The 20,380-nt window shown below is 63.6% G+C and carries 18 protein-coding genes and 1 pseudogene; 8 read left to right on the top strand and 11 right to left on the bottom strand.

Translation table 11 applies throughout. The features are described 5' to 3' along the window. The 8 genes and pseudogenes from ACK6AU_RS26525 to pilM all read right to left on the bottom strand — a co-directional run. Positions 1–1,045: AAA family ATPase (locus ACK6AU_RS26525; protein ID WP_409302415.1), on the bottom strand; the 1,045-nt coding region annotated here is incomplete at its 3' end. Positions 1,046–1,054: 9 nt separating this feature from the next. Next, positions 1,055–2,155: a 3-dehydroquinate synthase gene (gene aroB / locus ACK6AU_RS26520; RefSeq protein WP_409302413.1), complete on the bottom strand. Its 1,101-nt coding sequence runs from the start codon at positions 2,153–2,155 to the stop codon at positions 1,055–1,057. Between the two features lie 145 nt (positions 2,156–2,300). Further along, positions 2,301–2,819: a shikimate kinase AroK gene (gene aroK, locus ACK6AU_RS26515; RefSeq protein WP_185697415.1), complete on the bottom strand. Its 519-nt coding sequence runs from the start codon at positions 2,817–2,819 to the stop codon at positions 2,301–2,303. 4 nt (positions 2,820–2,823) lie between these two features. Beyond that, a pseudogene (locus ACK6AU_RS26510) lies at positions 2,824–4,071 on the bottom strand (type IV pilus secretin PilQ); the annotation flags it as partial. Positions 4,072–4,220: 149 nt separating this feature from the next. Further along, positions 4,221–4,742: a pilus assembly protein PilP gene (locus ACK6AU_RS26505; RefSeq protein WP_185697414.1), complete on the bottom strand. Its 522-nt coding sequence runs from the start codon at positions 4,740–4,742 to the stop codon at positions 4,221–4,223. Then, positions 4,739–5,335 (bottom strand): type 4a pilus biogenesis protein PilO, encoded by a 597-nt coding sequence (locus tag ACK6AU_RS26500; RefSeq protein WP_409302410.1) that lies wholly within the window; start codon positions 5,333–5,335, stop codon positions 4,739–4,741. Before ACK6AU_RS26500 ends, ACK6AU_RS26505 begins: the two co-directional genes overlap by 4 nt. Before the next feature lie 23 nt (positions 5,336–5,358). Next, entirely contained in the window at positions 5,359–5,925 is a 567-nt protein-coding gene (locus ACK6AU_RS26495; RefSeq protein ID WP_185697412.1) for a PilN domain-containing protein, read from the bottom strand. Next, positions 5,925–6,983 (bottom strand): type IV pilus assembly protein PilM, encoded by a 1,059-nt coding sequence (gene pilM, locus ACK6AU_RS26490; protein WP_409302407.1) that lies wholly within the window; start codon positions 6,981–6,983, stop codon positions 5,925–5,927. The genes ACK6AU_RS26495 and pilM overlap by 1 nt, the downstream gene beginning before the upstream one ends. A 217-nt stretch (positions 6,984–7,200) precedes the next feature. Between pilM and ACK6AU_RS26485 the strand changes: the two genes are divergently transcribed. Next, entirely contained in the window at positions 7,201–9,633 is a 2,433-nt protein-coding gene (locus ACK6AU_RS26485; protein ID WP_409302419.1) for a penicillin-binding protein 1A, read from the top strand. Between the two features lie 101 nt (positions 9,634–9,734). Here ACK6AU_RS26485 and ACK6AU_RS26480 read toward each other — a convergent pair whose 3' ends face one another. The 3 genes from ACK6AU_RS26480 to rpmE all read right to left on the bottom strand — a co-directional run bounded on the left by ACK6AU_RS26480 (position 9,735) and on the right by rpmE (position 12,239). Then, a complete protein-coding gene (locus ACK6AU_RS26480) occupies positions 9,735–11,003 on the bottom strand; it encodes a malic enzyme-like NAD(P)-binding protein (RefSeq protein WP_185697409.1) in 1,269 nt (422 codons plus the stop codon). Positions 11,004–11,190: 187 nt separating this feature from the next. Next, positions 11,191–11,976 (bottom strand): thermonuclease family protein, encoded by a 786-nt coding sequence (locus tag ACK6AU_RS26475; RefSeq protein ID WP_409302405.1) that lies wholly within the window; start codon positions 11,974–11,976, stop codon positions 11,191–11,193. A gap of 41 nt (positions 11,977–12,017) precedes the next feature. Then, positions 12,018–12,239, bottom strand: coding sequence for a 50S ribosomal protein L31 (rpmE, locus tag ACK6AU_RS26470; protein ID WP_011058815.1), 222 nt, complete (start codon positions 12,237–12,239; stop codon positions 12,018–12,020). A 264-nt stretch (positions 12,240–12,503) separates the two neighbouring features. Here rpmE and ACK6AU_RS26465 point away from each other — a divergent pair, with 264 nt between their 5' ends. From ACK6AU_RS26465 to ACK6AU_RS26435, 7 genes are all read left to right on the top strand, one after another. Further along, the gene (locus tag ACK6AU_RS26465) at positions 12,504–14,723 is read left to right on the top strand and encodes a primosomal protein N' (RefSeq protein ID WP_409302403.1); all 2,220 of its coding nucleotides are present in this window, start codon (positions 12,504–12,506) and stop codon (positions 14,721–14,723) included. 157 nt (positions 14,724–14,880) lie between these two features. Next, the gene (gene argS / locus ACK6AU_RS26460; protein ID WP_152899051.1) at positions 14,881–16,617 is read left to right on the top strand and encodes an arginine--tRNA ligase; all 1,737 of its coding nucleotides are present in this window, start codon (positions 14,881–14,883) and stop codon (positions 16,615–16,617) included. A 1-nt stretch (position 16,618) separates the two neighbouring features. Beyond that, on the top strand, positions 16,619–17,326 hold the full coding sequence (locus ACK6AU_RS26455; protein ID WP_022639727.1) for an SPOR domain-containing protein: 708 nt from the start codon (positions 16,619–16,621) through the stop codon (positions 17,324–17,326). A 188-nt stretch (positions 17,327–17,514) separates the two neighbouring features. Next, positions 17,515–18,045 (top strand): ATP-dependent protease subunit HslV, encoded by a 531-nt coding sequence (hslV, locus tag ACK6AU_RS26450; RefSeq protein ID WP_007968352.1) that lies wholly within the window; start codon positions 17,515–17,517, stop codon positions 18,043–18,045. A gap of 82 nt (positions 18,046–18,127) precedes the next feature. Then, positions 18,128–19,471: an ATP-dependent protease ATPase subunit HslU gene (gene hslU / locus ACK6AU_RS26445; RefSeq protein ID WP_185697406.1), complete on the top strand. Its 1,344-nt coding sequence runs from the start codon at positions 18,128–18,130 to the stop codon at positions 19,469–19,471. A 139-nt stretch (positions 19,472–19,610) separates the two neighbouring features. Next, positions 19,611–19,988, top strand: coding sequence for a gamma-butyrobetaine hydroxylase-like domain-containing protein (locus tag ACK6AU_RS26440; protein WP_053132484.1), 378 nt, complete (start codon positions 19,611–19,613; stop codon positions 19,986–19,988). A 255-nt stretch (positions 19,989–20,243) separates the two neighbouring features. Continuing rightward, on the top strand, positions 20,244–20,380 hold a 137-nt coding region (locus tag ACK6AU_RS26435), incomplete at its 3' end, for a hypothetical protein (RefSeq protein WP_409302417.1).

Raw genomic sequence — 20,380 nt, 5'->3', positions numbered from 1 at the left:
CCTCGGTAATTCCGCCCGCCGCCTCGGCCAGCGGACCACGCATCACCGGTTGCGACTGGCCGACCAACGGCAGTGGCATCGGTTGTGACGAGCCGGCGAACTCCACCGCCGGGCCGCCATTGGCATTCGGCGCCTGGCCCAGCGGTAGCTGCGCCTGCTCGTTGGCCGGCGTCCCGGTGGCGGGCGCCTTGCCGCGACCCGGCATCAGCCAGGCCGCGGCGACGGCCACGACCACTACGGCGGAAATGGCCAATACGTGTTTCTTAGGCATGTTGAACCCCATACTTGGACGCTTTACCGCAGAGCGGCTGGCGATCATTGCTTCGATCATTGCATCCCTGGCGACCTGGTTGATGTTGCCCGGCCAGCCATCGGAGCTTTCGTGAATATCACTGATCTGATCCGCGGAGAAAAGTTCGATGCCCTGCCCCGCTCCCTCGAGGCGCTGGGCCAGGTATTCCCTGGTTTCCTCCTCGGTGTAGGGCTGCAGTTCGATGATGTGGAAACGCTCCTGGTCGGTGCCGAACGGGTCCAGCGCCGCGATCAGCGATGACTCGCCGAACAGGAAGACATGGGGACGACCTTCCGGGGCGCCCGCCGCCAGCGCCAGCAGCGCCTCGAGCGCGGACTCGTCGAGCTGCTCGGCATCGTCCACCAGCAGGTAGACCTCCTGGCCGGTCAGGGCCAGTTGCACCACCTGGGCCAGGATCGTGCCGATCTCGGCCTGGGCCACATTCAGCGCCTGGGCCACCTGGCGCAGCACACCGGCGGCATCGCCGGCGCCACGGGCGGAAACCACCACGCTCTGTACCGATTGCTTGTTGGTGCTGGCGACCAGCGCCTGGCGCAACAGGGTCTTGCCGCTGCCCTGGGGACCAGTGACCACCAGCAGCAGTTGGCTATAGCGGGCCAGATGGTGCAGTTGCCCCAGCACGGGCTTGCGCTGGGCAGGGAAGAACTTGAAGCCGGGGACCCGAGGAGCGAAGGGGTCGTGACTCAACTGGTAATGGCCGAGGAATGCCTCGTCCGCGTGCAAACTAGTCATCGGAATCTATCAACCTTTAAGCTGAGCCAGGGCGCGGTAGTCCGCTCCCAGCGTGGCCTGCAGAACCTCTTTCGGATAGTCGTCGGTCACTACGGCTTCGCCCATGCGGCGCAGCAGTACCAGGCGCAAACGACCATCGATCACTTTCTTGTCTATTGCCATGTGTTCGAGAAAATCGGCCTCGGTCATCTCCTCGGGCGGAATGACCGGCAGGCCGGCGCGCTGGAACAGGGCGATGCCGCGGTCGCGCTCCTGCTCGCTGATCCAGCCCAGGCGCGACGACATCTCCAGGGCCATCACGGTGCCAGCCGCCACGGCCTCGCCGTGTAGCCACACGCCATAACCCATGTGGGTCTCGATGGCATGGCCGAAGGTATGGCCGAGGTTGAGGGTGGCGCGCACCCCCGACTCGCGCTCATCGGCACCCACCACTGCAGCCTTGGCCGCGCAGGAGCGTTCGATGGCGTAGGTCAGCGCCTGCGGCTCCAGGGCCCGCAGGCGATCGACGTTTTCTTCCAGCCAGGTGAGGAACGGCTCGTCGCAGATCAGGCCGTACTTGATCACCTCCGCCAGGCCCGCCGAAAGCTCGCGGCTCGGCAGGGTCGTGAGGCTGGTGGTATCGATCAGCACCACGTTCGGCTGATAGAAGGCGCCGACCATGTTCTTGCCCAACGGGTGGTTGATGCCGGTCTTGCCGCCTACCGAGGAGTCGACCTGGGACAGCAAGGTGGTGGGAATCTGGATGAAGTCGACACCGCGCTGGTAGCAGGCTGCGGCAAACCCGGCCATGTCACCGATCACTCCGCCACCGAGGGCGATGACGGTGGTACGGCGGTCGTGGCGAGCGGTCAGCAGGCCATCGAAAATCAGTTGCAGGGTCTCCCAGTTCTTGTAGGCCTCGCCATCGGGCAAAACCACCGAGATCACCGAGAACTGCGCCAGGGTCCGGGTCAGACGCTCAAGGTACAGCGGCGCGACGGTTTCATTGGAGATGATCGCCACTTGCCGTCCGGCGATGTGCGGCACCAGCAGCTCGGGCCGGTCCAACAATCCTTCACCGATGTGGATCGGGTAGCTGCGCTCGCCTAGATCGACCTTAAGTGTCTGCATGTGTCCCCACAGAGAAGATGGAAGCAAGCATTGTGCCTTGCTTTGACGATGGGCCTCGCCTGGTCATCTGACGCAGCCCGATAGCTCTGCGCCACACCTTGGCGGTCTGGCGCGACGCCGAGAATAGCGCATTTCGCCCGGCGTATTAACGGGAAGGCAGTTGCTGCAAGCGCTCGAGGATGTCCAGCACCACCAATCGTGGTGGCCGCTCATCGGTTTCCACCACCAGGTCGGCGATTTCCCGATAAAGCGGATCGCGGATCTCCAGCAGATCGCGCAGTGTCTTGGCCGGATCGGCGGTACGCAGCAAGGGGCGGTTGCGATCCCGGGCGGTACGCCCGACCTGCTGCTCCACCGAAGCATGCAAGTAGACCACTCGCCCGCCGGCATACAACGCCCGACGATTGGCCTCGCGCATCACCGCGCCACCACCCGTGGCCAGCACCACGCCATCGGTGTTGCACAGTTCGGCGATCATCGCCTGCTCACGGTCACGAAAACCCGGCTCGCCTTCCTTATCGAAGATCCATGGGATATTCGCGCCTGTGCGCAGTTCAATTTCCTTATCGGAATCTTTGAATGGCAGGCGCAGCTCTTTGGCCAGCAAGCGGCCAATGGTGCTTTTTCCAGCCCCCATTGGCCCAACAAGAATCAAATTTCGCACAGCATCAATGACTCGCAGCAATCGCCTGGTTGTTCATGATACGCGGAGTGAGAAACACCAGCAGCTCGGATTTTTTCTCTGACACCACGTCTCGCCGGAAAAGGCGGCCAAGATACGGGACATCGCCCAGAAATGGCACTTTATCTACAACCTTGCTCTGCGTATTGGAAAAAACTCCGCCAATGACAATGGTTTGCCCGTCACGCACCAGAACCTTGGCATTGACTTCGTTCTTGCGAATAGGCGGGACGTCCTGGACCTTGTTCAGGTAGTCCGGCTCGTCCTTGGTGACCTTGACGTCCATGACCACCCGGTCGTCCGGGGTGATCTGCGGGGTAACTTCCAGGGACAGCGAAGCCTCCTTGAACGAAACCGAGGTCGCACCGCTGGAACTGGCCTCCTGGTAGGGAATCTCGGTGCCCTTGAGGATCCTGGCGGTCTCCTTATCGGAAGTGACCACTTTAGGCTGGGAGATGATTTCGCCGTTGCCGCTCTTCTCCATGGCGGTCAGCTCCAGATCCAACAGCAGGTTGTCGGAGATATAGGCGATGTCCATGCCCGAAGTCCGGCCGACGATCCCCAGATCGACGAACGGCGAGTCGCTGCCACCGCCAACACCGCGGGTCGGAGAACCGCCGGCACCGGACAGCTTCCAGTTCCCTCTGCTCTGCAACGCGCCACCCCAACGCGCACCCAAGCCCTTGTCATAGTCGACGTTGGCTTCGACGATGCGCGCCTCGATCATGACCTGGCGTACCGGGACGTCCAGTTGGGCGACGATACGTCGCAACTCGTCGAGGCGCTCCTGGTTCTGGTAGGCGATGATATTGTTGGTGCGCTCATCGACACTGATGGACCCACGCTCGCCAATCCGCTCCTCGCTGCCGGTCACTGACTGGAACAGCCTGGCGATGTCGGCGGCCCTGGCGTAGTTGACCTGCAATAGCTCCCGGCGCAGGGGCGCCAGATCCTCCAACTGCTTTTGCGATTCCAATTCCTGCAACTCACGGGCGGAGATCTCTTCGGCCGGAGCCACCAACAACACGTTACCGACCCGGCGCTGGTCCAGGCCCTTGGTCTTGAGCACCAGGTCCAGGGCCTGATCCCAGGGCACGCTTTTCAGGCGCAGGGTGATGCTGCCCTGCACCGTATCGCTGGCCACCAGGTTCAGCCCCGTGAAATCGGCGATCAACTGCAGCACCGATCGCACCTCGATATCCTGGAAATTCAACGACAGCTTATCGCCACCATAGACTGGGCTCCCGGTCGCTGGCCTGGCATCGACCACCTGGCGCCCATTGGCAGACCCGGGCTCGCCAGCGCTCACCCAGGGCGCCAGCAACATTATCCACAGCACTACACCACAGGCAGGCACAGCCCTGTTCATCATCCTGACTCCATTCAAGAATGGCTCTTCAGTACCAGAGTCCGTGGTCGCTCCAGCCAGCTTCCCGAGCCGTCGGGTACGATTTCCAGCACCTTCACCCATGACTCGTCGATGGCCACGATCCGTCCTTGATCGCGCCCCAGGTAGTCGCCTACCCGCAGCCGATGTACCGCATCGCCTGCACGCAGCAGGACAAAGCTCCCGGCATTACCGGACAAGGTCCCGACCATTTGCAGTTGCTCGATATCGAAAGCCTCGAGCGGCCCACGAACCCGATCAGGCTCGGGCCCACCGGCTGTCGACCTTCGACCGGCGAGCGAGGTGGCCAGCGGCGCCTGGAAGGGACTGCGCAGCGCGCCGGCACCGTAGCCGAGCGCCGGGAAAGCACGAATGGCCGGGGCCGGTTCGATCCGGATCGCTGCCTGTTCCCGCAGGGTTTCCAGGTAGGCATCCAGATCGGAAAATCCAGCGTCTGGGCCACATCCCAGCAGACCCGCCCAGATCGCACCAGGCAACAGCCAGCGAACGCCCCTCACGAGTTCGTCTCCGGATCTTCGTATCTGTAGGTCCGCGCCTCCAGCTGCATTCTCAAACGCACCGGATCGGCGGCATCCACCGGTCCGATACGGATATCGTGCAAGGTGAGGAACCGTGGCAGGGCCGCAAGGCCGCCGACGAAAATCGCCAGATCGTGATAGGCACCGGTGACCGTGAGCTGGATCGGCAACTGAACCAGGAATTTCCAGGGTTGCTCCGGCTGCGGCCGGATCTCCTCGAAATCCAGGCCGACATCCACTCCCAGTCGGCTGATGTCCTCCAACAAGCCCGGAGTCTCTGCGCTACCGGGAAACAGTTGCAGCCAACGCTGAAACTCACCCTGCATGAACAGCAGTTGCTGGCGATAAGCTTCCAGGCCTGCCCCGTCACGGACTTTACCTGCGACCTGTTCCCTGAGCCGGGCTTCCGTGTGCCGCAACTGCTCCACCCGCTCCAGCCCTGCTTCCAGATAAAAGCCGTGGCCCGCCAGCAACACCACCAGAAGGAGCAGAATCGCCAGTAATACCCTGAGCGGCCCCGGCCAGTCGGCGGGGCTGTCAGATGCCAGCGCCCGCAGGCCGGTGTAACGCATACGATCCCACCATGGCCAAGGGCTCACGGCCCCGGATCCATCGATGACACCGGTACTTGCTGCACCTTGAGCCGAAACCGGTTGGACAAGCCCGCCTCCCCGTCCGCGGCATGCCGGACCTCACCCAGCTCGGGGAGAGCAAATCCCTCGGCGAACTGCAGGTTGCGCAGCAACTCGGAAACCCGCTCGTTGGATTCGGCTGCGCCACTGATATCCAGGCTCCGCCCCCGTTGCTCGACCTCGGTGAGATAAACGCCATCAGGCAAGCTACGGGCCAGTTGCTCGAATATCTGCACTCCGGACGAACGGCTGCCCTGCAATTCCTCGATGCTCTTCATGCGTTCGAGAAGTTCCTGGCGCTGCGACTTGAGCTGGTGAAGGCTGGCGATCCGATCATCCTGACTTGCCACCACCTGCTGCAGATATTGGTTACGCAGATGCAACCGCTCGACCACCCGGGAGATATAGGCGTCCGCCAGCAGGATCACCGCGACACCCGACACTAGCGTCGCCACCAGCACCTGGAAGAACCGACGACGACGCAGTTCCCGCGAAGCTTCACGCCAGGGCAGCAGGTTGATCCGGGACATCAGTGCACTCCTCTCAAGGCCAGGCCGCAGGCAAGCAGCAAGCTCGGCGCCTGGTCAGCGAGCCCCCAGGCATCCACCCCGGCACCGCTGGACATGTCACGAAAAGGGTTGGCGATACAGGTAACCACAGCCAGGGACTGCTCCACGCACTGCGCCAGGCCATGCAGGCGGCTGGCGCTTCCTGCCAGCAGCAACAGGTCCACCTGGCGCCGCTGGGATGAGCCGGCGAACTCTTGTAACGAACGGGCCGCCTGCTGCACAAGCTCCTCCTCGAAAGCATGCAGTACCTCGCCAATGCAGTCTTGGGGCAAACGCTCCTGGCGCTGGGCCAGCAATACCTCCTCCAACGTCAGCCCATGTCCTTGCAGATCATCCAAGAGTCGTCGGCTACCGAACGGCTGCTCATGGCCATGGATGACTCGTTGCCCTTGCATCACGTTGAAGGTGCTGCGATCCAGACCGATGTCGAACAGTGCCAGGGTCGCCTGGGGCGCGAGGGACTGGCTGCTGCCCAGCAGCGCCAGGCAACGCTCCAGGGCCAGGGGCTGGGTTTCCACCACCTCGGCACTGAGATCGGCCAGGGCCAGTGCCGAGACCAGGGATTCGACATGCTCGTTGTGGCATGCCACCAGCAGCACCTGGTTGCGTTGCGGGCTACCAGGCACCGGTCCTTGCACCTCGAAATCGATGGCCACGTCTTCCAACGGGTAGGGGATGTACTGCTCGGCCTCCAGGGCGACCTGGTCTTCCAGCTCCTGCTCCGATAGCCCCACCGGCATCTCGATCAGCTTGCTGATCACCGCTTCGCCAGGTAGCGCCACCGCGACGTTGCGCAGGCCGGTACCGCTTTTTAGCCGAACGCGGGACAGCGTCTGGGCCAGCGCCTCGGGATCGACGATCAAGCGTTCCTGCAGCACCCCAGGCGGCAGGGTTTCCCGGGCATAGGCCTCGACCCGGTAGCCCGGGCCCTGGCGACTCAAGGCCAGGAGCGTGACCGCTGTCGACTGGATATCGATTCCCACCAGGGAACCCGGCTTTCTGCCGAATACTCCAAGCACGTCCAATTCCTTATGACTATCCGTAACTTACGGATTCCTTATGCCGCAGTGCGCTCGATCGTCGCATCTTGACAGACGGTCAAATGACGCTCTGGGCGGAAAATGCTTATAATGCCCGCGTTTTTTTCTGCGGTTACCCGCTGCGTAGGTCGGTCCTGATGACCGTGCATGCCCCGACGCCTAATTCATTCCTTTCTCTGGAAATCCAAAAGCCTTGATTCGTCTGCTGAAGTTTTTCGGGTGGTCCATCGTAGCGGCATTCTGCGGGCTGCTCCTCGCCCTCTCCGGTGCGTTTCTCTATCTTAGTCCTGGCTTGCCTTCGGTAGAGGCCCTGAGAAGCATCCAGTTGCAGATTCCGCTGCGGGTGTACAGCAGCGACGGCAAGTTGATCGCGGAATTCGGCGAGATGCGCCGTACTCCGATCCGTTTCGCCGACATTCCCCCCAACTTCATCAATGCGTTACTAAGTGCTGAAGACGACAACTTCGCTAACCATTACGGGGTTGATCCCAGCAGCCTGATGCGGGCCGCGACCCAATTGGTCAAGAGCGGGCATATCCAGTCCGGCGGCAGCACCATCACCATGCAGGTAGCGAAGAACTTCTTCCTCACCAGTGAACGCAGCTTCTCGCGCAAGACCACGGAAATCCTCCTGGCCCTGCAAATAGAGCGGCAGTTGACCAAGGACGAGATCCTCGAGCTCTACGTCAACAAGATCTACCTGGGCAACCGCGCCTATGGCATCGAGGCGGCAGCCCAGGTGTACTACGGCAAATCCATCCGGGAAGTGAGCCTGGCGCAGATGGCGATGATCGCCGGCCTGCCCAAGGCGCCTTCACGCTTCAATCCCCTGGCCAACCCGGCGCGCAGCAAGGAGCGCCGCGACTGGATCCTGGGGCGCATGTACAAGCTGGGCAAGATCAGCGAAGCGGACTACACCGAGGCGGTCAACGAACCGCTCAACGCCAGCTATCACGTTCCGACTCCGGAGGTTAATGCCCCCTACATCGCGGAAATGGCCCGGGCCGAAATGGTCGGACGCTATGGCAGCGACGCCTATACCGAGGGTTTCCGGGTCACCACCACGGTGCCCAGCGACCTGCAGGAAATGGCCAACACCGCCGTTCATGAAGGGCTGATGACCTACGACCAGCGCCACGGCTACCGTGGGCCGGAATCGCGCCTGCCCGGCAAGACCCAGGCCGCCTGGGCCAACGAGCTGACCAAGCAGCGGAGCATCAGCGGCCTGGAGCCGGCGATCGTTACCCAGGTCGAGAAGAACGGTATCCAGGTGCTGACGCGCAACGGCCAGGAACATGTGGCCTGGGACACCATGAAATGGGCCCGGCCGTTCCTCAACACCAATAGCATGGGCGCCGTTCCGCGCCAGCCGGCGGACGTAGCCCAGGTCGGCGACCTGGTACGGGTACAGCGCCAGGCGGACGACTCGCTGAAGTTCAGCCAGATCCCGGTCGCCCAGGGCGCCCTGGTGACCCTGGACCCGCAGAACGGCGCGATCCGCGCCCTGGTCGGGGGCTTCGCCTTCGAGCAGAGCAACTACAACCGTGCGATGCAGGCCAAGCGCCAGCCCGGTTCCAGCTTCAAGCCTTTCATCTACAGCGCCGCCCTGGACAATGGCTACACCCCTGCCAGCCTGGTGAACGACGCGCCGATCGTGTTCGTCGACGAGTACCTGGACAAGGTCTGGCGGCCAAAGAACGACACCAACACCTTCCTCGGCCCGATCCGGATGCGTGAGGCGCTGTACAAGTCGCGCAACCTGGTGTCGATCCGCCTGCTGCAAAGCATGGGCGTGGACCGCACCATCGACTACATCAGCAAGTTCGGCTTCAACAAGCAGGACCTGCCGCGCAACCTGTCCCTGGCCCTGGGCACCGCGACCCTGACGCCGATGGAGATCGCTACTGGCTGGAGCACCTTTGCCAACGGCGGTTACAAGATCGCGCCCTACATCATCGACAAGATCGAAAGCCGCAACGGCGAGCTGCTGTTCAGCGCCAACCCGCCCAGCGTCCCCAATGGCGACACCGCCAGCAGCGGCATCGCCGCGCCGGAGCACAACTTCACGATCAATACCCTGGCCGGCGAGAGTCCACAGCAACCGGCAGTGCAAGCCCCGGCCGTGGCCGAACGAGTGATCGACGGACGCACCGCCTACATCCTCAACAGCATGCTCGAGGACGTGATCAAGCTGGGCACCGGCCGCCGCGCCCTGGCCCTGGGCCGTTCGGACCTGGCCGGCAAGACCGGTACCACCAACGAATCCAAGGATGCCTGGTTCTCTGGCTACAACGCCGACTACGTGACCACCGTCTGGACCGGCTTCGATCAACCCGAGAGCCTGGGGCGTCGCGAGTACGGCGGCACCGTGGCCCTGCCGATCTGGATGAACTTCATGGGCGCGGCCCTCAAGGGCAAGCCGCCGCATACCCTGGCCGAGCCGGAAGGCATCCTCAGCCTGCGGGTCGATCCGGTCAGCGGCCGCGCAGCCGCTCCGGGCACGCCGAACGCCTACTTCGAGCTGTTCAAGAGCGAGGACACCCCGCCCTCGGTCAACGAACTGGGCAATGGTGTCGCTCCTGGCAGCCCGCTGCCTGCGGACGAAGCGGCACCGATCGACCTGTTCTAGAACAGCAGCGCAAGCTACAAGCCTCAAGCGATACAGCTTGAGGCTTGAAACTTCCCCATAAAAAAACCCGGCTCGATGGCCGGGTTTTTTATGGGCTGCGATTAGCCGTTGAACACGTCGTTCACGCTTTTCAGCGGGTAGTTCTTCGGATATGGCAGGGTAGCTACACCAGTCTCGATGGCGGCCTTGGCCACGGCATCGGAGATCACGGTGATCAGGCGGGCATCCATCGGCTTCGGAATGATGTATTCACGGCCGTATTCCAGCTTGATGCCGCCGTAGGCGTCGCAGACTTCCTGCGGCACCGGCAGCTTGGCCAGTTCGCGCAGGGCATTGGCGGCGGCGATCTTCATCTCTTCGTTGATGCGCTTGGCGCGAACGTCCAGGGCGCCACGGAAGATGAACGGGAAGCCCAGTACGTTGTTCACCTGGTTCGGGTAGTCCGAACGGCCGGTGGCCATGATCACGTCGTCGCGGGTGGCGTGGGCCAGTTCCGGGGCGATCTCTGGATCAGGGTTGGAGCAGGCGAACACAATCGGGTTCGGCGCCATGGACTTCAGGCCTTCAGGGCTCAGCAGGTTCGGGCCAGACAGGCCCACGAACACGTCGGCACCTTGCAGGGCGTCAGTCAGGGTGCGCTTGTCGGTAGCGTGGGCGAACACCGCCTTGTACTGGTTCAGGTCGTCACGGCCGGAGTGGATCACACCGGTACGGTCGACCATGAAGATGTTCTCGATCTGCGCGCCCATGCTTACCAGCAGCTTCATGCAGGAGATGGCGGCAGCGCCGGCGCCCAGGCAGACGATCTTGGCTTCGCCCAGGGTCTTGCCGGCGATTTCCAGGGCATTGATCATGCCGGCCGCGGTCACGATGGCGGTACCGTGCTGGTCATCATGGAATACCGGGATATCGCACTGTTCGATCAGGGCGCGCTCGATCTCGAAGCACTCCGGCGCCTTGATGTCTTCCAGGTTGATACCGCCGAAGGTGATGGAGATGCGCTTGACGGTGTCGATGAAGGCTTGCGGGCTTTCGGCATCGACCTCGATGTCGAACACATCGATACCGGCGAAACGCTTGAACAGCACGCCCTTGCCTTCCATCACCGGCTTGGAGGCCAGCGGACCGAGGTTACCCAGGCCGAGAATAGCGGTGCCATCGGAAATGACGGCAACCAGGTTGCCTTTGCCGGTGTACTTGTAGGCCAGTTCCGGATCGCGAGCGATCTCACGTACCGGCTCGGCTACGCCAGGGCTGTAGGCCAGCGCCAGGTCGCGAGCGGTAGCAGTGGCCTTGGTGAGCTCGACACTCAGCTTCCCTGGGCGAGGATTGGCATGATATTCGAGAGCGGCAGTTTTCAAATCAGACATGTGGGCATTCCGCTTTTACTGTTGGACAGACGGATCGCCGAGGATACCCGTGTCGCATAGTCCCCACAAGACTGCCCAGTCACCCCTGTCAAGGCCCGTAGCCTAAGACTTTGGGCCAAGAGCCGCAGCCCACAAGGCTTTCAACTGTTCACAATTCAATTGAAAAATGTCTACAATTTTTGCGATTTCAGGGAATCCTGAGCATCGAGGGATCCTTCAGCGAGATCATCCAGCGCGCACCGGCAGACCGGGAGGCGCCCTGGCGACGTCGCTCCACCACCCAGCCACGAGCCTCGACCCGCCGCCCCACAAGGCGCTTGAGCCGCCCAGGGGCGAAGCCGTCCCGGATATTGGGGGCAATGCGCAATACAACCGAGCCGTGCAATGTGATCCAAACCCCACTGCGATTGTGCTCCATCTTGCTTACCCGCCCAGAGAGCAAGGCAAACCCCGGGGCACGGATCTGCTCCGCTTTCAGTACAGGCGACCGCCGCCATAACCCAAGCCGGGCCCGACGCGCGTGGTCTTCGGCGGCCTGTTGGCAGGCGACCAGTGCGACATTCGGTGCCAGGGCAATGCGATAGGCGAGCCCCTCGGCGATCAACCGGGATTCGAAATTGAGGCCACTGGCCCCATAGACGTGAGCCAGGGTCCGGCCATAGCGATCATGCCGCTCGCGCCCGAGGACCAGGCCGACCCGCCCACCGCTCTGCGCCACCAGTTGTTCCAGGCGCCGACGCGCCGCTATCGCCAGCGGCTCGGCCTTGCGCCCGCCCCTGGCCAGTTCCGGCGCGTTGAGACCGATCATGCGTACGCTGCGGCCGTCCTTGAGGCGCAGGGTGTCGCCATCCACCACCCGCAGCACGCTAGCGGGAACCACGGTCGCCGGCACGGGTGCCGGGCAGAATGCCTGGGCAGCTGTCAGCCAAATCGCAGACACAAAAAAGGCGCCCACCAGGGACGCCTTTTTCATCAGCGAGGAAAGTCGGTACCGGCTTTCCAGAACGATCAGCCTCAGGCCTTTTTCGTTGCGCCGAAAGCACCGAAGCGCGACTTGAACTTGTCGACACGACCGCCAACGTCCAGAGTCTTCTGCTTACCGGTGTAGAACGGGTGGCACTCGTTGCACACGTCCAGGCTCAGAGGCTTGGCCAGGGTGGAGCGAGTTTCGATGACGTTACCGCAGCTGCAAGTAGCGGTAATGGCTTCGTATACTGGATGGATATCGGCTTTCATGATGAATTCCTCAGGCTAGCGTGCCGCCACCCAACACTATTGTTGAATACCGCACGAATTAGGGCGCGGATTCTACCAGACCCAAGCAATCGCGCAAGGGACCCGCATAACCCCCCATCAGAAAAAATCCTCGGGAACTTGACAGGCCCGCTCTCGCCCTGACCGGCCCTCCCCGGCCCGCCCACACGCTTGTGCAGGACACTCCACCGCTCGTCTGTTAGGCTCCGGCACCTATCCACTGCCTGTCCTGTGAGACTCCCCCGCGTGCCCGACGCCATCCTGCGCCTCGCCCTGCCTTCGCCCCTGCGCCGCCTGTTCGACTATCGTGCCCCGGCCGGCGTGCTGCGCGCCCAGCTGCAGCCGGGCATGCGCCTGCGGGTGCCGTTCGGCCGTCGCGAGATGATCGGCATCCTGGTCCAGGTGGCCGATCACAGCGAGGTGCCGGCGGACAAGCTCAAGCCGGCCCTGGCCCTGCTCGATCCCACGCCGCCGCTGCCGGCGGCCTTGTTCAAGCTGTGCCTGTGGACCGCCCAGTACTACCAGCACAGCCTGGGGGATACCCTGAGCTGGGCGCTGCCGGTGCTGCTGCGCCAGGGCGAACCGGCCGAGGCCCGCCAGGAGCGCTTCTGGTCGATCGTTCCCGGGGCCCGCCTTGACGATCCGCGCATCGCCCGCGCCCCACGCCAGCGCGACGCCCTGGCGACCCTGGCCCAGCACCCCCACGGCGTGCCCCATGGGCTGCTGAGCAAGTTGATGCTGAACAAGGACAGCCTGGACCTGCTGCTGGCCAAGGAACTGGTCCGGGTGGAAGTGCGCAGGCATGCCCCCGGGGCTCGCCACGAACACTGGCTGGCCCAGCCGGAACTGCCGCTCAACAGCGAACAACGCGCCGCCTACGAGGCCATCCGCGCCGGACTCGACAGCTACCATGCCTTTCTCCTGGCTGGGGTCACCGGCAGCGGCAAGACCGAGGTCTACCTGCAGCTGATCCGCGAAACCCTCGAAGCTGGCAAGCAGGCCCTGGTGCTGATCCCTGAGATCAACCTCGGCCCCCAGACCCTGGCGCGCTTCGAACAGCGCTTCAATGCGCGCATCGCCCTGCTGCACTCGGCGGTCAACGACCGCGAACGCCTGGACGCCTGGCTGGCCGCCCGGGACGGCGAGGCCGACATCATCATCGGCACCCGTTCCGCGCTGTTCACGCCGATGAAGAATCCCGGCCTGATCATCATCGACGAGGAACACGACGGCTCCTATAAACAGCAGGAGGGCCTGCGCTACCACGCCCGCGACCTGGCCCTGGTCCGCGCCCGCCAGGAAGACATCCCTATCGTCCTGGGTTCGGCCACCCCTTCCCTGGAAAGCCTGCACAACGCCTACACCGGGCGCTATGGCCTGCTGCGCATGACCGAACGGGCCGGCGGCGCCAAGCCGCCGCGCTTCCTGCGCCTGGACGTCAAGAGCCGGCCCCTGGACAGCGGCATCTCCGGGCCCATGCAGCAGGCCATCGGCCAGACCCTGGCCGCCGGACAACAGGTGCTGGTGTTCCTCAATCGCCGCGGCTTCGCCCCGACGCTGCTGTGCCATGACTGCGGCTGGATGTCCGAATGCGAGCGCTGCGATGCCCGCATGACCGTGCACCAACGCTCGGGCGAACTGCGTTGCCATCACTGCGGCCATGTGGAACGAGTACCCCGGCATTGCCCGCAGTGCGGCAAGGTCGACCTGCGGCCAGTGGGCGCCGGCACCGAACGAGCCGAGGAGCGCCTGGGCATCCTGTTCCCCGACTACCCGGTCCTGCGGGTGGACCGCGACAGTACCTCGCGCAAGGACGCAATGAACCAGCTGTTCGCCACCATCCAGAAGGGCCAGCCGTGCATCCTGGTGGGCACGCAGATGCTAGCCAAGGGGCATCACTTCCCCCGGGTAACCCTGGTAGCGATCCTGGATGCCGATGGTGGCCTGTTTTCCGGAGACTTTCGCGCCAGCGAACGCATGGCGCAACTGATCGTCCAGGTGGCCGGCCGCGCAGGCCGCGCCGAGGAACCGGGCAAGGTGATCATCCAGACGCACCTGGCCGATCACCCGCTGCTGGTGCAGCTGACCGAGCAAGGCTACTTCGCTTTCGCCGAACAAGCCCTGAGCGAACGACGCGCCGCCGGCCTGCCGCCCTTCGCCCACCTGGCGCTGCTACGGGCCGAAGCCCACAAGCCGGGCCAGGCCGAAGCCTTCCTCGACGAAGCCTGCAGCGAGGCCGAGCGCCTGCTGGCCGAACAACAGTCGGCGGGCATCGAATTGTTGGGACCGGTGCCCGCGCCCATGGAGCGCCGGGCCGGACGCTATCGAGCGCAATTGCTGCTGCAGGCCAATGCCCGGGCACCGCTGCACCGCCTGCTCAGCAACTGGCTGCTGGTGCTGGAGCAGATGCCCGGCGGCCGGCAGGTTCGCTGGTCGCTGGATGTGGACCCGGTCGACCTGTATTGAGCGGCCGCCCCCGGTTGCAAGCTGTAAGTAGCGAGCCACCGGCCCGCTTGCCGCTCACCCCCCAAAGGTTGGCAACCTGCCCCCGGCAACGGATAATGCCCAGTTTTTCCACCTGCGCACCGAAGCGCCGCCGCGCCAGCGGTCGAAAGAGAAGACCATGAAAGACACCATTCGCCAGCTCATCCAGCAAGCCATCACCCAACTCGTCGCCGAAGGTGTGTTGCCCGAAGGCCTGGCGCCGGCGATCCAGGTCGAGAACACCCGCGACAAGACACATGGCGACTTCGCCAGCAACATCGCCATGATGCTGGCCAAGCCAGCCGGCATGAAACCGCGCGACCTGGCGGAAAAGATCATCGCCGCCCTGCCGGCCGACGAGAACCTGAGCAAGGCGGAAATCGCCGGCCCGGGCTTCATCAACTTCTTCCAGAACACCCAGGCCCTGGCCGCGCGCCTGGACGCCGCGCTCGACGACGCCCACCTGAACGTGCGCAAGGCCGGCCCGGCGCAACGCACCGTGATCGACATGTCGGCGCCCAACCTGGCCAAGGAAATGCACGTTGGCCACCTGCGCTCCACCATCATCGGCGACGGCGTGGCACGGGTCCTGGAATTCCTCGGCGACACCGTGATCCGCCAGAACCACGTGGGCGACTGGGGTACCCAGTTCGGCATGCTGATGGCCTACCTGGAAGAGAACCCCATCACCAGCGACGAGCTGTCGGACCTGGAGAACTTCTACCGCGCCGCCAAGCAACGCTTCGACGAGTCCGAGGCCTTCGCCGACCGCGCCCGGAGCCTGGTGGTCAAGCTGCAGGCCGGCGACCCGGACTGCCTCGCCCTGTGGACCAAGTTCAAGGACATCTCCCTGTCCCACTGCCAGAAGATCTACGAGCTGCTCAACGTCAAGCTGACCATGGCCGACGTGATGGGCGAGAGCGCCTACAACGATGACCTGATCAACGTGGTCAACGACCTCAAGGCCCAGGGCATGCTGGTGGAGAGCAATGGCGCGCAGTGCGTGTTCCTCGACGAGTTCAAGAATGCCGAGGGCGAGCCGCTGCCAGTGATCATCGTCAAGGCCGGCGGCGGCTACCTGTACGCCACCACCGACCTGGCCGCCGTGCGCTACCGCAGCGGCAAGCTCAAGGCCGACCGCGCCCTGTACTTCGTCGACCAGCGCCAGGCCCTGCACTTCCAGCAAGTGTTCGCGGTGGCCCACAAGGCCGGCTTCGTCACCCATCCAATGGACATGGAGCACATGGGCTTCGGCACCATGAACGGCGCCGACGGCCGTCCGTTCAAGACCCGTGACGGCGGCACCGTGAAGCTGATCGACCTGCTGACCGAAGCCGAGGAGCGGGCCTACGCCCTGGTGAAGGAAAAGAACCCGCAGTTGCCGGAAGCCGACCTGCGGCGCATCGCCAAGGTGGTGGGCATCGACTCGGTGAAGTACGCCGACCTGTCCAAGCACCGCACCAGCGACTACAGCTTCAACTTCGACCTGATGCTCAACTTCGAAGGCAACACCGCGCCCTACCTGCTGTACGCCTACACCCGCGCTGCCGGCGTGTTCCGCAAGCTGGGCAAGGACTTCAGCCAGGTCCAGGGCAAGATCGAGCTGCACGCCGCCCAGGAGCTGGAGCTGGCAGCGCGCCTGGCGCAGTTTGGCGAGATCCTCAACAACGTCGCCGAAAAAGGCACCCCACACGTGCTGTGCAGCTACCTGTACGATGTGGCCGGGCTGTTCTCCAGCTTCTACGAAAACTGCCCGATCCTGGCAGCCGAGACTCCCGAGCAGATGAATAGCCGCCTGCGCCTGACCGAGCTGACCCGGCGCACCCTCAAGCAAGGTCTGGAACTGCTGGGCCTCGAAGTCCTGGAGCAAATGTAAGTTGGCTGCCAAGAAAAAACCTGCACCCAAGCGTGGCGCCAGTCGTTACCAGCCCCCGGCCAAGAAGCCGATCCCGGGCTGGCTGTGGCTGGCCATCGGCCTGACCATCGGCGCCTTCATCGTGTTCCTGATGAAGCTCGAGCCAGGCAAGGGCGGCGACAGCGTCAAGCGCGAGAAGATCGAACAGCAGAAGGCCAGCAAGATCGCCGAGGCCAACAAGACACCGCCCAGCCCGCAGCAACCGGTGAAGCCCAAGTACGACTTCTACACCCTGCTGCCGGAATCGGAGGTCATTGTGCCGCCGGAAGCCGTGCCGGAAAAAACCCTGCCGACGCCACAGGTACCACCGGTGCCGACCACTCCGGTGACACCAGCGGAAGCCGCGAAGATCGACACCGCCCGGGCCCAGGCGGCCCTGGCCGGCATCACCCCGCCACCTGCGCCACCGGTGGCCAAGGCCGCGCCGGTGACCAAGTTCTTCCTCCAGGCCGGATCGTTCCGCAAGGAAGCCGATGCCGACAAGGTCCGTGCGCAGATCATCCTGCTGGGCCAGTCGGTGTCGGTCGAATCCGGCACGGTGAAGGACGAGACCTGGTACCGGGTGCTGGTCGGCCCGTTCAGCAATCGCGAGCAACTGACCGTGGCCCAGAAACAGCTGGCCGGTGCCGGCTTCAGCAACCTGCTGTTGCAACAACGCCAGAACCGCTGACGCCCTCGCCGTATCCGGGCCATCCTGCCCTCTTTTGTGCGCTTGTCGCGCCAAAAGAGGGCGCGCCCTCCCTCCCGCCGTCACCAAGCCACTCGTCTCTCTGCCGCCCCGGCAGTTGAAAAAGCTCTCACCACCCCCATATGAGTTTCCATCTGGGCACTTTCGCCCCGCTGCGTGGAGACTTTCCCTTGACCACCATCGTTTCAGTCCGCCGCCACGGCAAAGTCGTCATGGGCGGCGACGGCCAGGTTTCCCTTGGCAACACCGTGATGAAAGGCAATGCGAAAAAAGTTCGCCGCCTGTATCACGGCCAGGTCATTGCCGGTTTCGCCGGGGCCACCGCCGACGCCTTCACCCTGTTCGAGCGTTTCGAAGGCCAGCTGGAAAAACACCAGGGCCACCTGATCCGCGCCGCCGTCGAGCTGGCCAAGGAGTGGCGTACCGATCGCTCCCTGAGCCGCCTGGAGGCCATGCTGGCCGTGGCCAACAAGGATGCCTCGCTGATCATCACCGGCAACGGCGACGTGGTCGAACCCGAGGACGGCCTGATCGCCATGGGTTCCGGTGGCGCCTACGCCCAGGCCGCGGCCAGCGCATTGCTGAAGAAGACCGACCTGTCGGCTCGCGAGATCGTCGAGACCGCCCTGGGCATCGCCGGCGATATCTGTGTATTCACCAACCACACTCAAACCATCGAGGAGCAGGATCTCGCGGAATAAGCCTGTTCCGGCCCGGACCTGCCGCCAGGCGGCAGGCTCCCCTGCCACGGCATTCATTCCTGCTTGAGAACCGCCAATTACTATGTCCATGACCCCCCGCGAAATCGTCCACGAACTCAATCGCCATATCATCGGCCAGGACGACGCCAAGCGCGCCGTGGCCATCGCCCTGCGCAACCGCTGGCGGCGCATGCAACTGCCCGCCGAGCTGCGCGCCGAGGTCACGCCCAAGAACATCCTGATGATCGGCCCTACCGGCGTGGGCAAGACCGAGATCGCCCGGCGCCTGGCCAAGCTGGCCAACGCGCCGTTCATCAAGGTCGAAGCGACCAAGTTCACCGAAGTCGGTTATGTCGGCCGCGACGTCGAGTCGATCATCCGCGACCTGGCCGACGCCGCGCTGAAGATGCTCCGCGAGCAGGAGATCATCCGCGTGCGCCACCGCGCCGAAGACGCCGCCGAGGACCGCATCCTCGACGCCCTGCTGCCCCAGGCCCGGGTCAGCAGTTTCGCCGAGGAAGCCGCGCAGACCAGCAGCGACTCCAACACCCGCCAGCTGTTCCGCAAGCGCCTGCGCGAAGGCCAGCTGGACGACAAGGAAATCGAGATCGAAGTCGCCGAGAACATGGGCGTCGAGATCGCCGCGCCACCTGGCATGGAAGAGATGACCAACCAGTTGCAGAGCCTGTTCGCCAACATGGGCAAGGGCAAGCGCAAGACCCGCAAGCTCAAGGTCAAGGAAGCGCTGAAGATGGTTCGCGATGAAGAAGCGAGCCGCCTGGTCAACGAGGAAGAACTCAAGGCCAAGGCCCTGGAAGCCGTCGAGCAGCACGGCATCGTGTTCATCGACGAGATCGACAAGGTGGCCAAGCGTGGCAACGTCGGCGGCGCCGATGTCTCCCGCGAGGGCGTGCAGCGCGACCTGCTGCCGCTGATCGAAGGCTGCACCGTCAACACCAAGCTGGGCATGGTCAAGACCGATCACATCCTGTTCATCGCTTCCGGCGCATTCCACCTGAGCAAGCCAAGCGACCTGGTGCCCGAGCTGCAAGGCCGGCTGCCGATCCGGGTCGAACTCAAGGCCCTGACCCCGGAAGACTTCGAACGTATCCTCAAGGAACCGCACGCGTCCCTGACCGAACAGTACTGCGCACTGCTCAAGACCGAAGGCCTGGGCATCGAGTTCGCCGACGAGGGCATCAAGCGCCTGGCCGAGATCGCCTACCAGGTCAACGAGAAGACCGAGAACATCGGTGCCCGCCGCCTGCATACCTTGCTCGAGCGCCTGCTCGAAGAGGTGTCGTTCAGCGCCGGCGACCTGGCCAGCGCCCACAACGAAGAGCCGATCCGCATCGACGCGGCCTACGTCAACAGCCACCTGGGCGAGCTGGCGCAGAACGAAGACCTGTCGCGCTACATCCTGTAAGCGCAAAGCTGCGAGCTGCAAGCGACAAGCCGATTCGCGTCGCTTGCAGCAACGCTTCCCTAGTGTTTTATCCGCGATGGCTTGAATCTCCCTTCTTGTAGCTTGAAGCTTATGGCTTGAAGCTCAAGAGAGAACGCCCATGGCCCGCCTGCCCACCGGCATCAACCTGCACAAAGCCTCCAAGACCCTGACCCTGACCTACGGGCCGGACGAGGTCTACCACCTGCCTGCGGAGTTCCTGCGGGTCCACTCCCCCTCCGCCGAGGTCCAGGGCCACGGCAACCCCATCCTGCAGTTCGGCAAGCTCGGCGTCGGCCTGGACAAGATCGAGCCCGCCGGCCAGTACGCACTGAAATTGACCTTCGACGACGGCCATGACAGCGGCTTGTTCACCTGGGACTACCTGTACCAGTTGGCGCTGCGCCAGGAAGAGTTGTGGAGCGACTACCTGCAGCAACTCGAGGCCGCCGGCAAATCCCGCGATCCGAGCGAGTCCGTGGTCAAGCTGATGCTCTAGCTCAAGGCTCCGGCTGTTTAGAGGGCATTTTCTAATTTCATCTGTTTGAATGCAGGGCTGCATGGCCAATGAATGGCCTGCTTGCGAAAAAAAATAAACTCGGGTAACCAATGGATCTGGCAAGTTCCCTGCAGAGTTCTGCAAAGTAACCGCAGCAGTGGCAATCAACGGTCACCCGAGTAGTAGTGCCTGGCCTCGTGCTGTGTAACTACACAGCAGGCCCGGTACTCGTCTCAGGACAATGGAGCGTCGTAGATGAGTAACAAGAACAACGATGACCTGAAACGCCAAGCCTCGGAGAACACCCTGGGGCTCAATCCAGTCATCGGCTTGCGTAGAAAGGATCTGCTTACCTCTGCTCGAATGGTGCTCGCCCAGGCCATCAAACAACC

Source organism: Pseudomonas sp. KCJK8993, assembly GCF_046230915.1.
GTDB lineage: Bacteria > Pseudomonadota > Gammaproteobacteria > Pseudomonadales > Pseudomonadaceae > Aquipseudomonas > Aquipseudomonas piscis.
This window is presented reverse-complemented; position numbering and strand designations above follow the sequence as displayed.

Bases quoted from the DNA above. Each gene is read 5' to 3' on its own strand.
- aroB (WP_409302413.1), bottom strand. From the start codon at position 2,155: ATGCAGACACTTAAGGTCGATCTAGGCGAGCGCAGCTACCCGATCCAC.
- ACK6AU_RS26500 (WP_409302410.1), bottom strand. From the start codon at position 5,335: ATGCGTTACACCGGCCTGCGGGCGCTGGCATCTGACAGCCCCGCCGAC.
- ACK6AU_RS26495 (WP_185697412.1), bottom strand. From the start codon at position 5,925: ATGTCCCGGATCAACCTGCTGCCCTGGCGTGAAGCTTCGCGGGAACTG.
- ACK6AU_RS26480 (WP_185697409.1), bottom strand. From the start codon at position 11,003: ATGTCTGATTTGAAAACTGCCGCTCTCGAATATCATGCCAATCCTCGC.
- ACK6AU_RS26475 (WP_409302405.1), bottom strand. From the start codon at position 11,976: ATGAAAAAGGCGTCCCTGGTGGGCGCCTTTTTTGTGTCTGCGATTTGG.
- rpmE (WP_011058815.1), bottom strand. From the start codon at position 12,239: ATGAAAGCCGATATCCATCCAGTATACGAAGCCATTACCGCTACTTGC.
- argS (WP_152899051.1), top strand. From the start codon at position 14,881: ATGAAAGACACCATTCGCCAGCTCATCCAGCAAGCCATCACCCAACTC.
- hslU (WP_185697406.1), top strand. From the start codon at position 18,128: ATGTCCATGACCCCCCGCGAAATCGTCCACGAACTCAATCGCCATATC.
- ACK6AU_RS26440 (WP_053132484.1), top strand. From the start codon at position 19,611: ATGGCCCGCCTGCCCACCGGCATCAACCTGCACAAAGCCTCCAAGACC.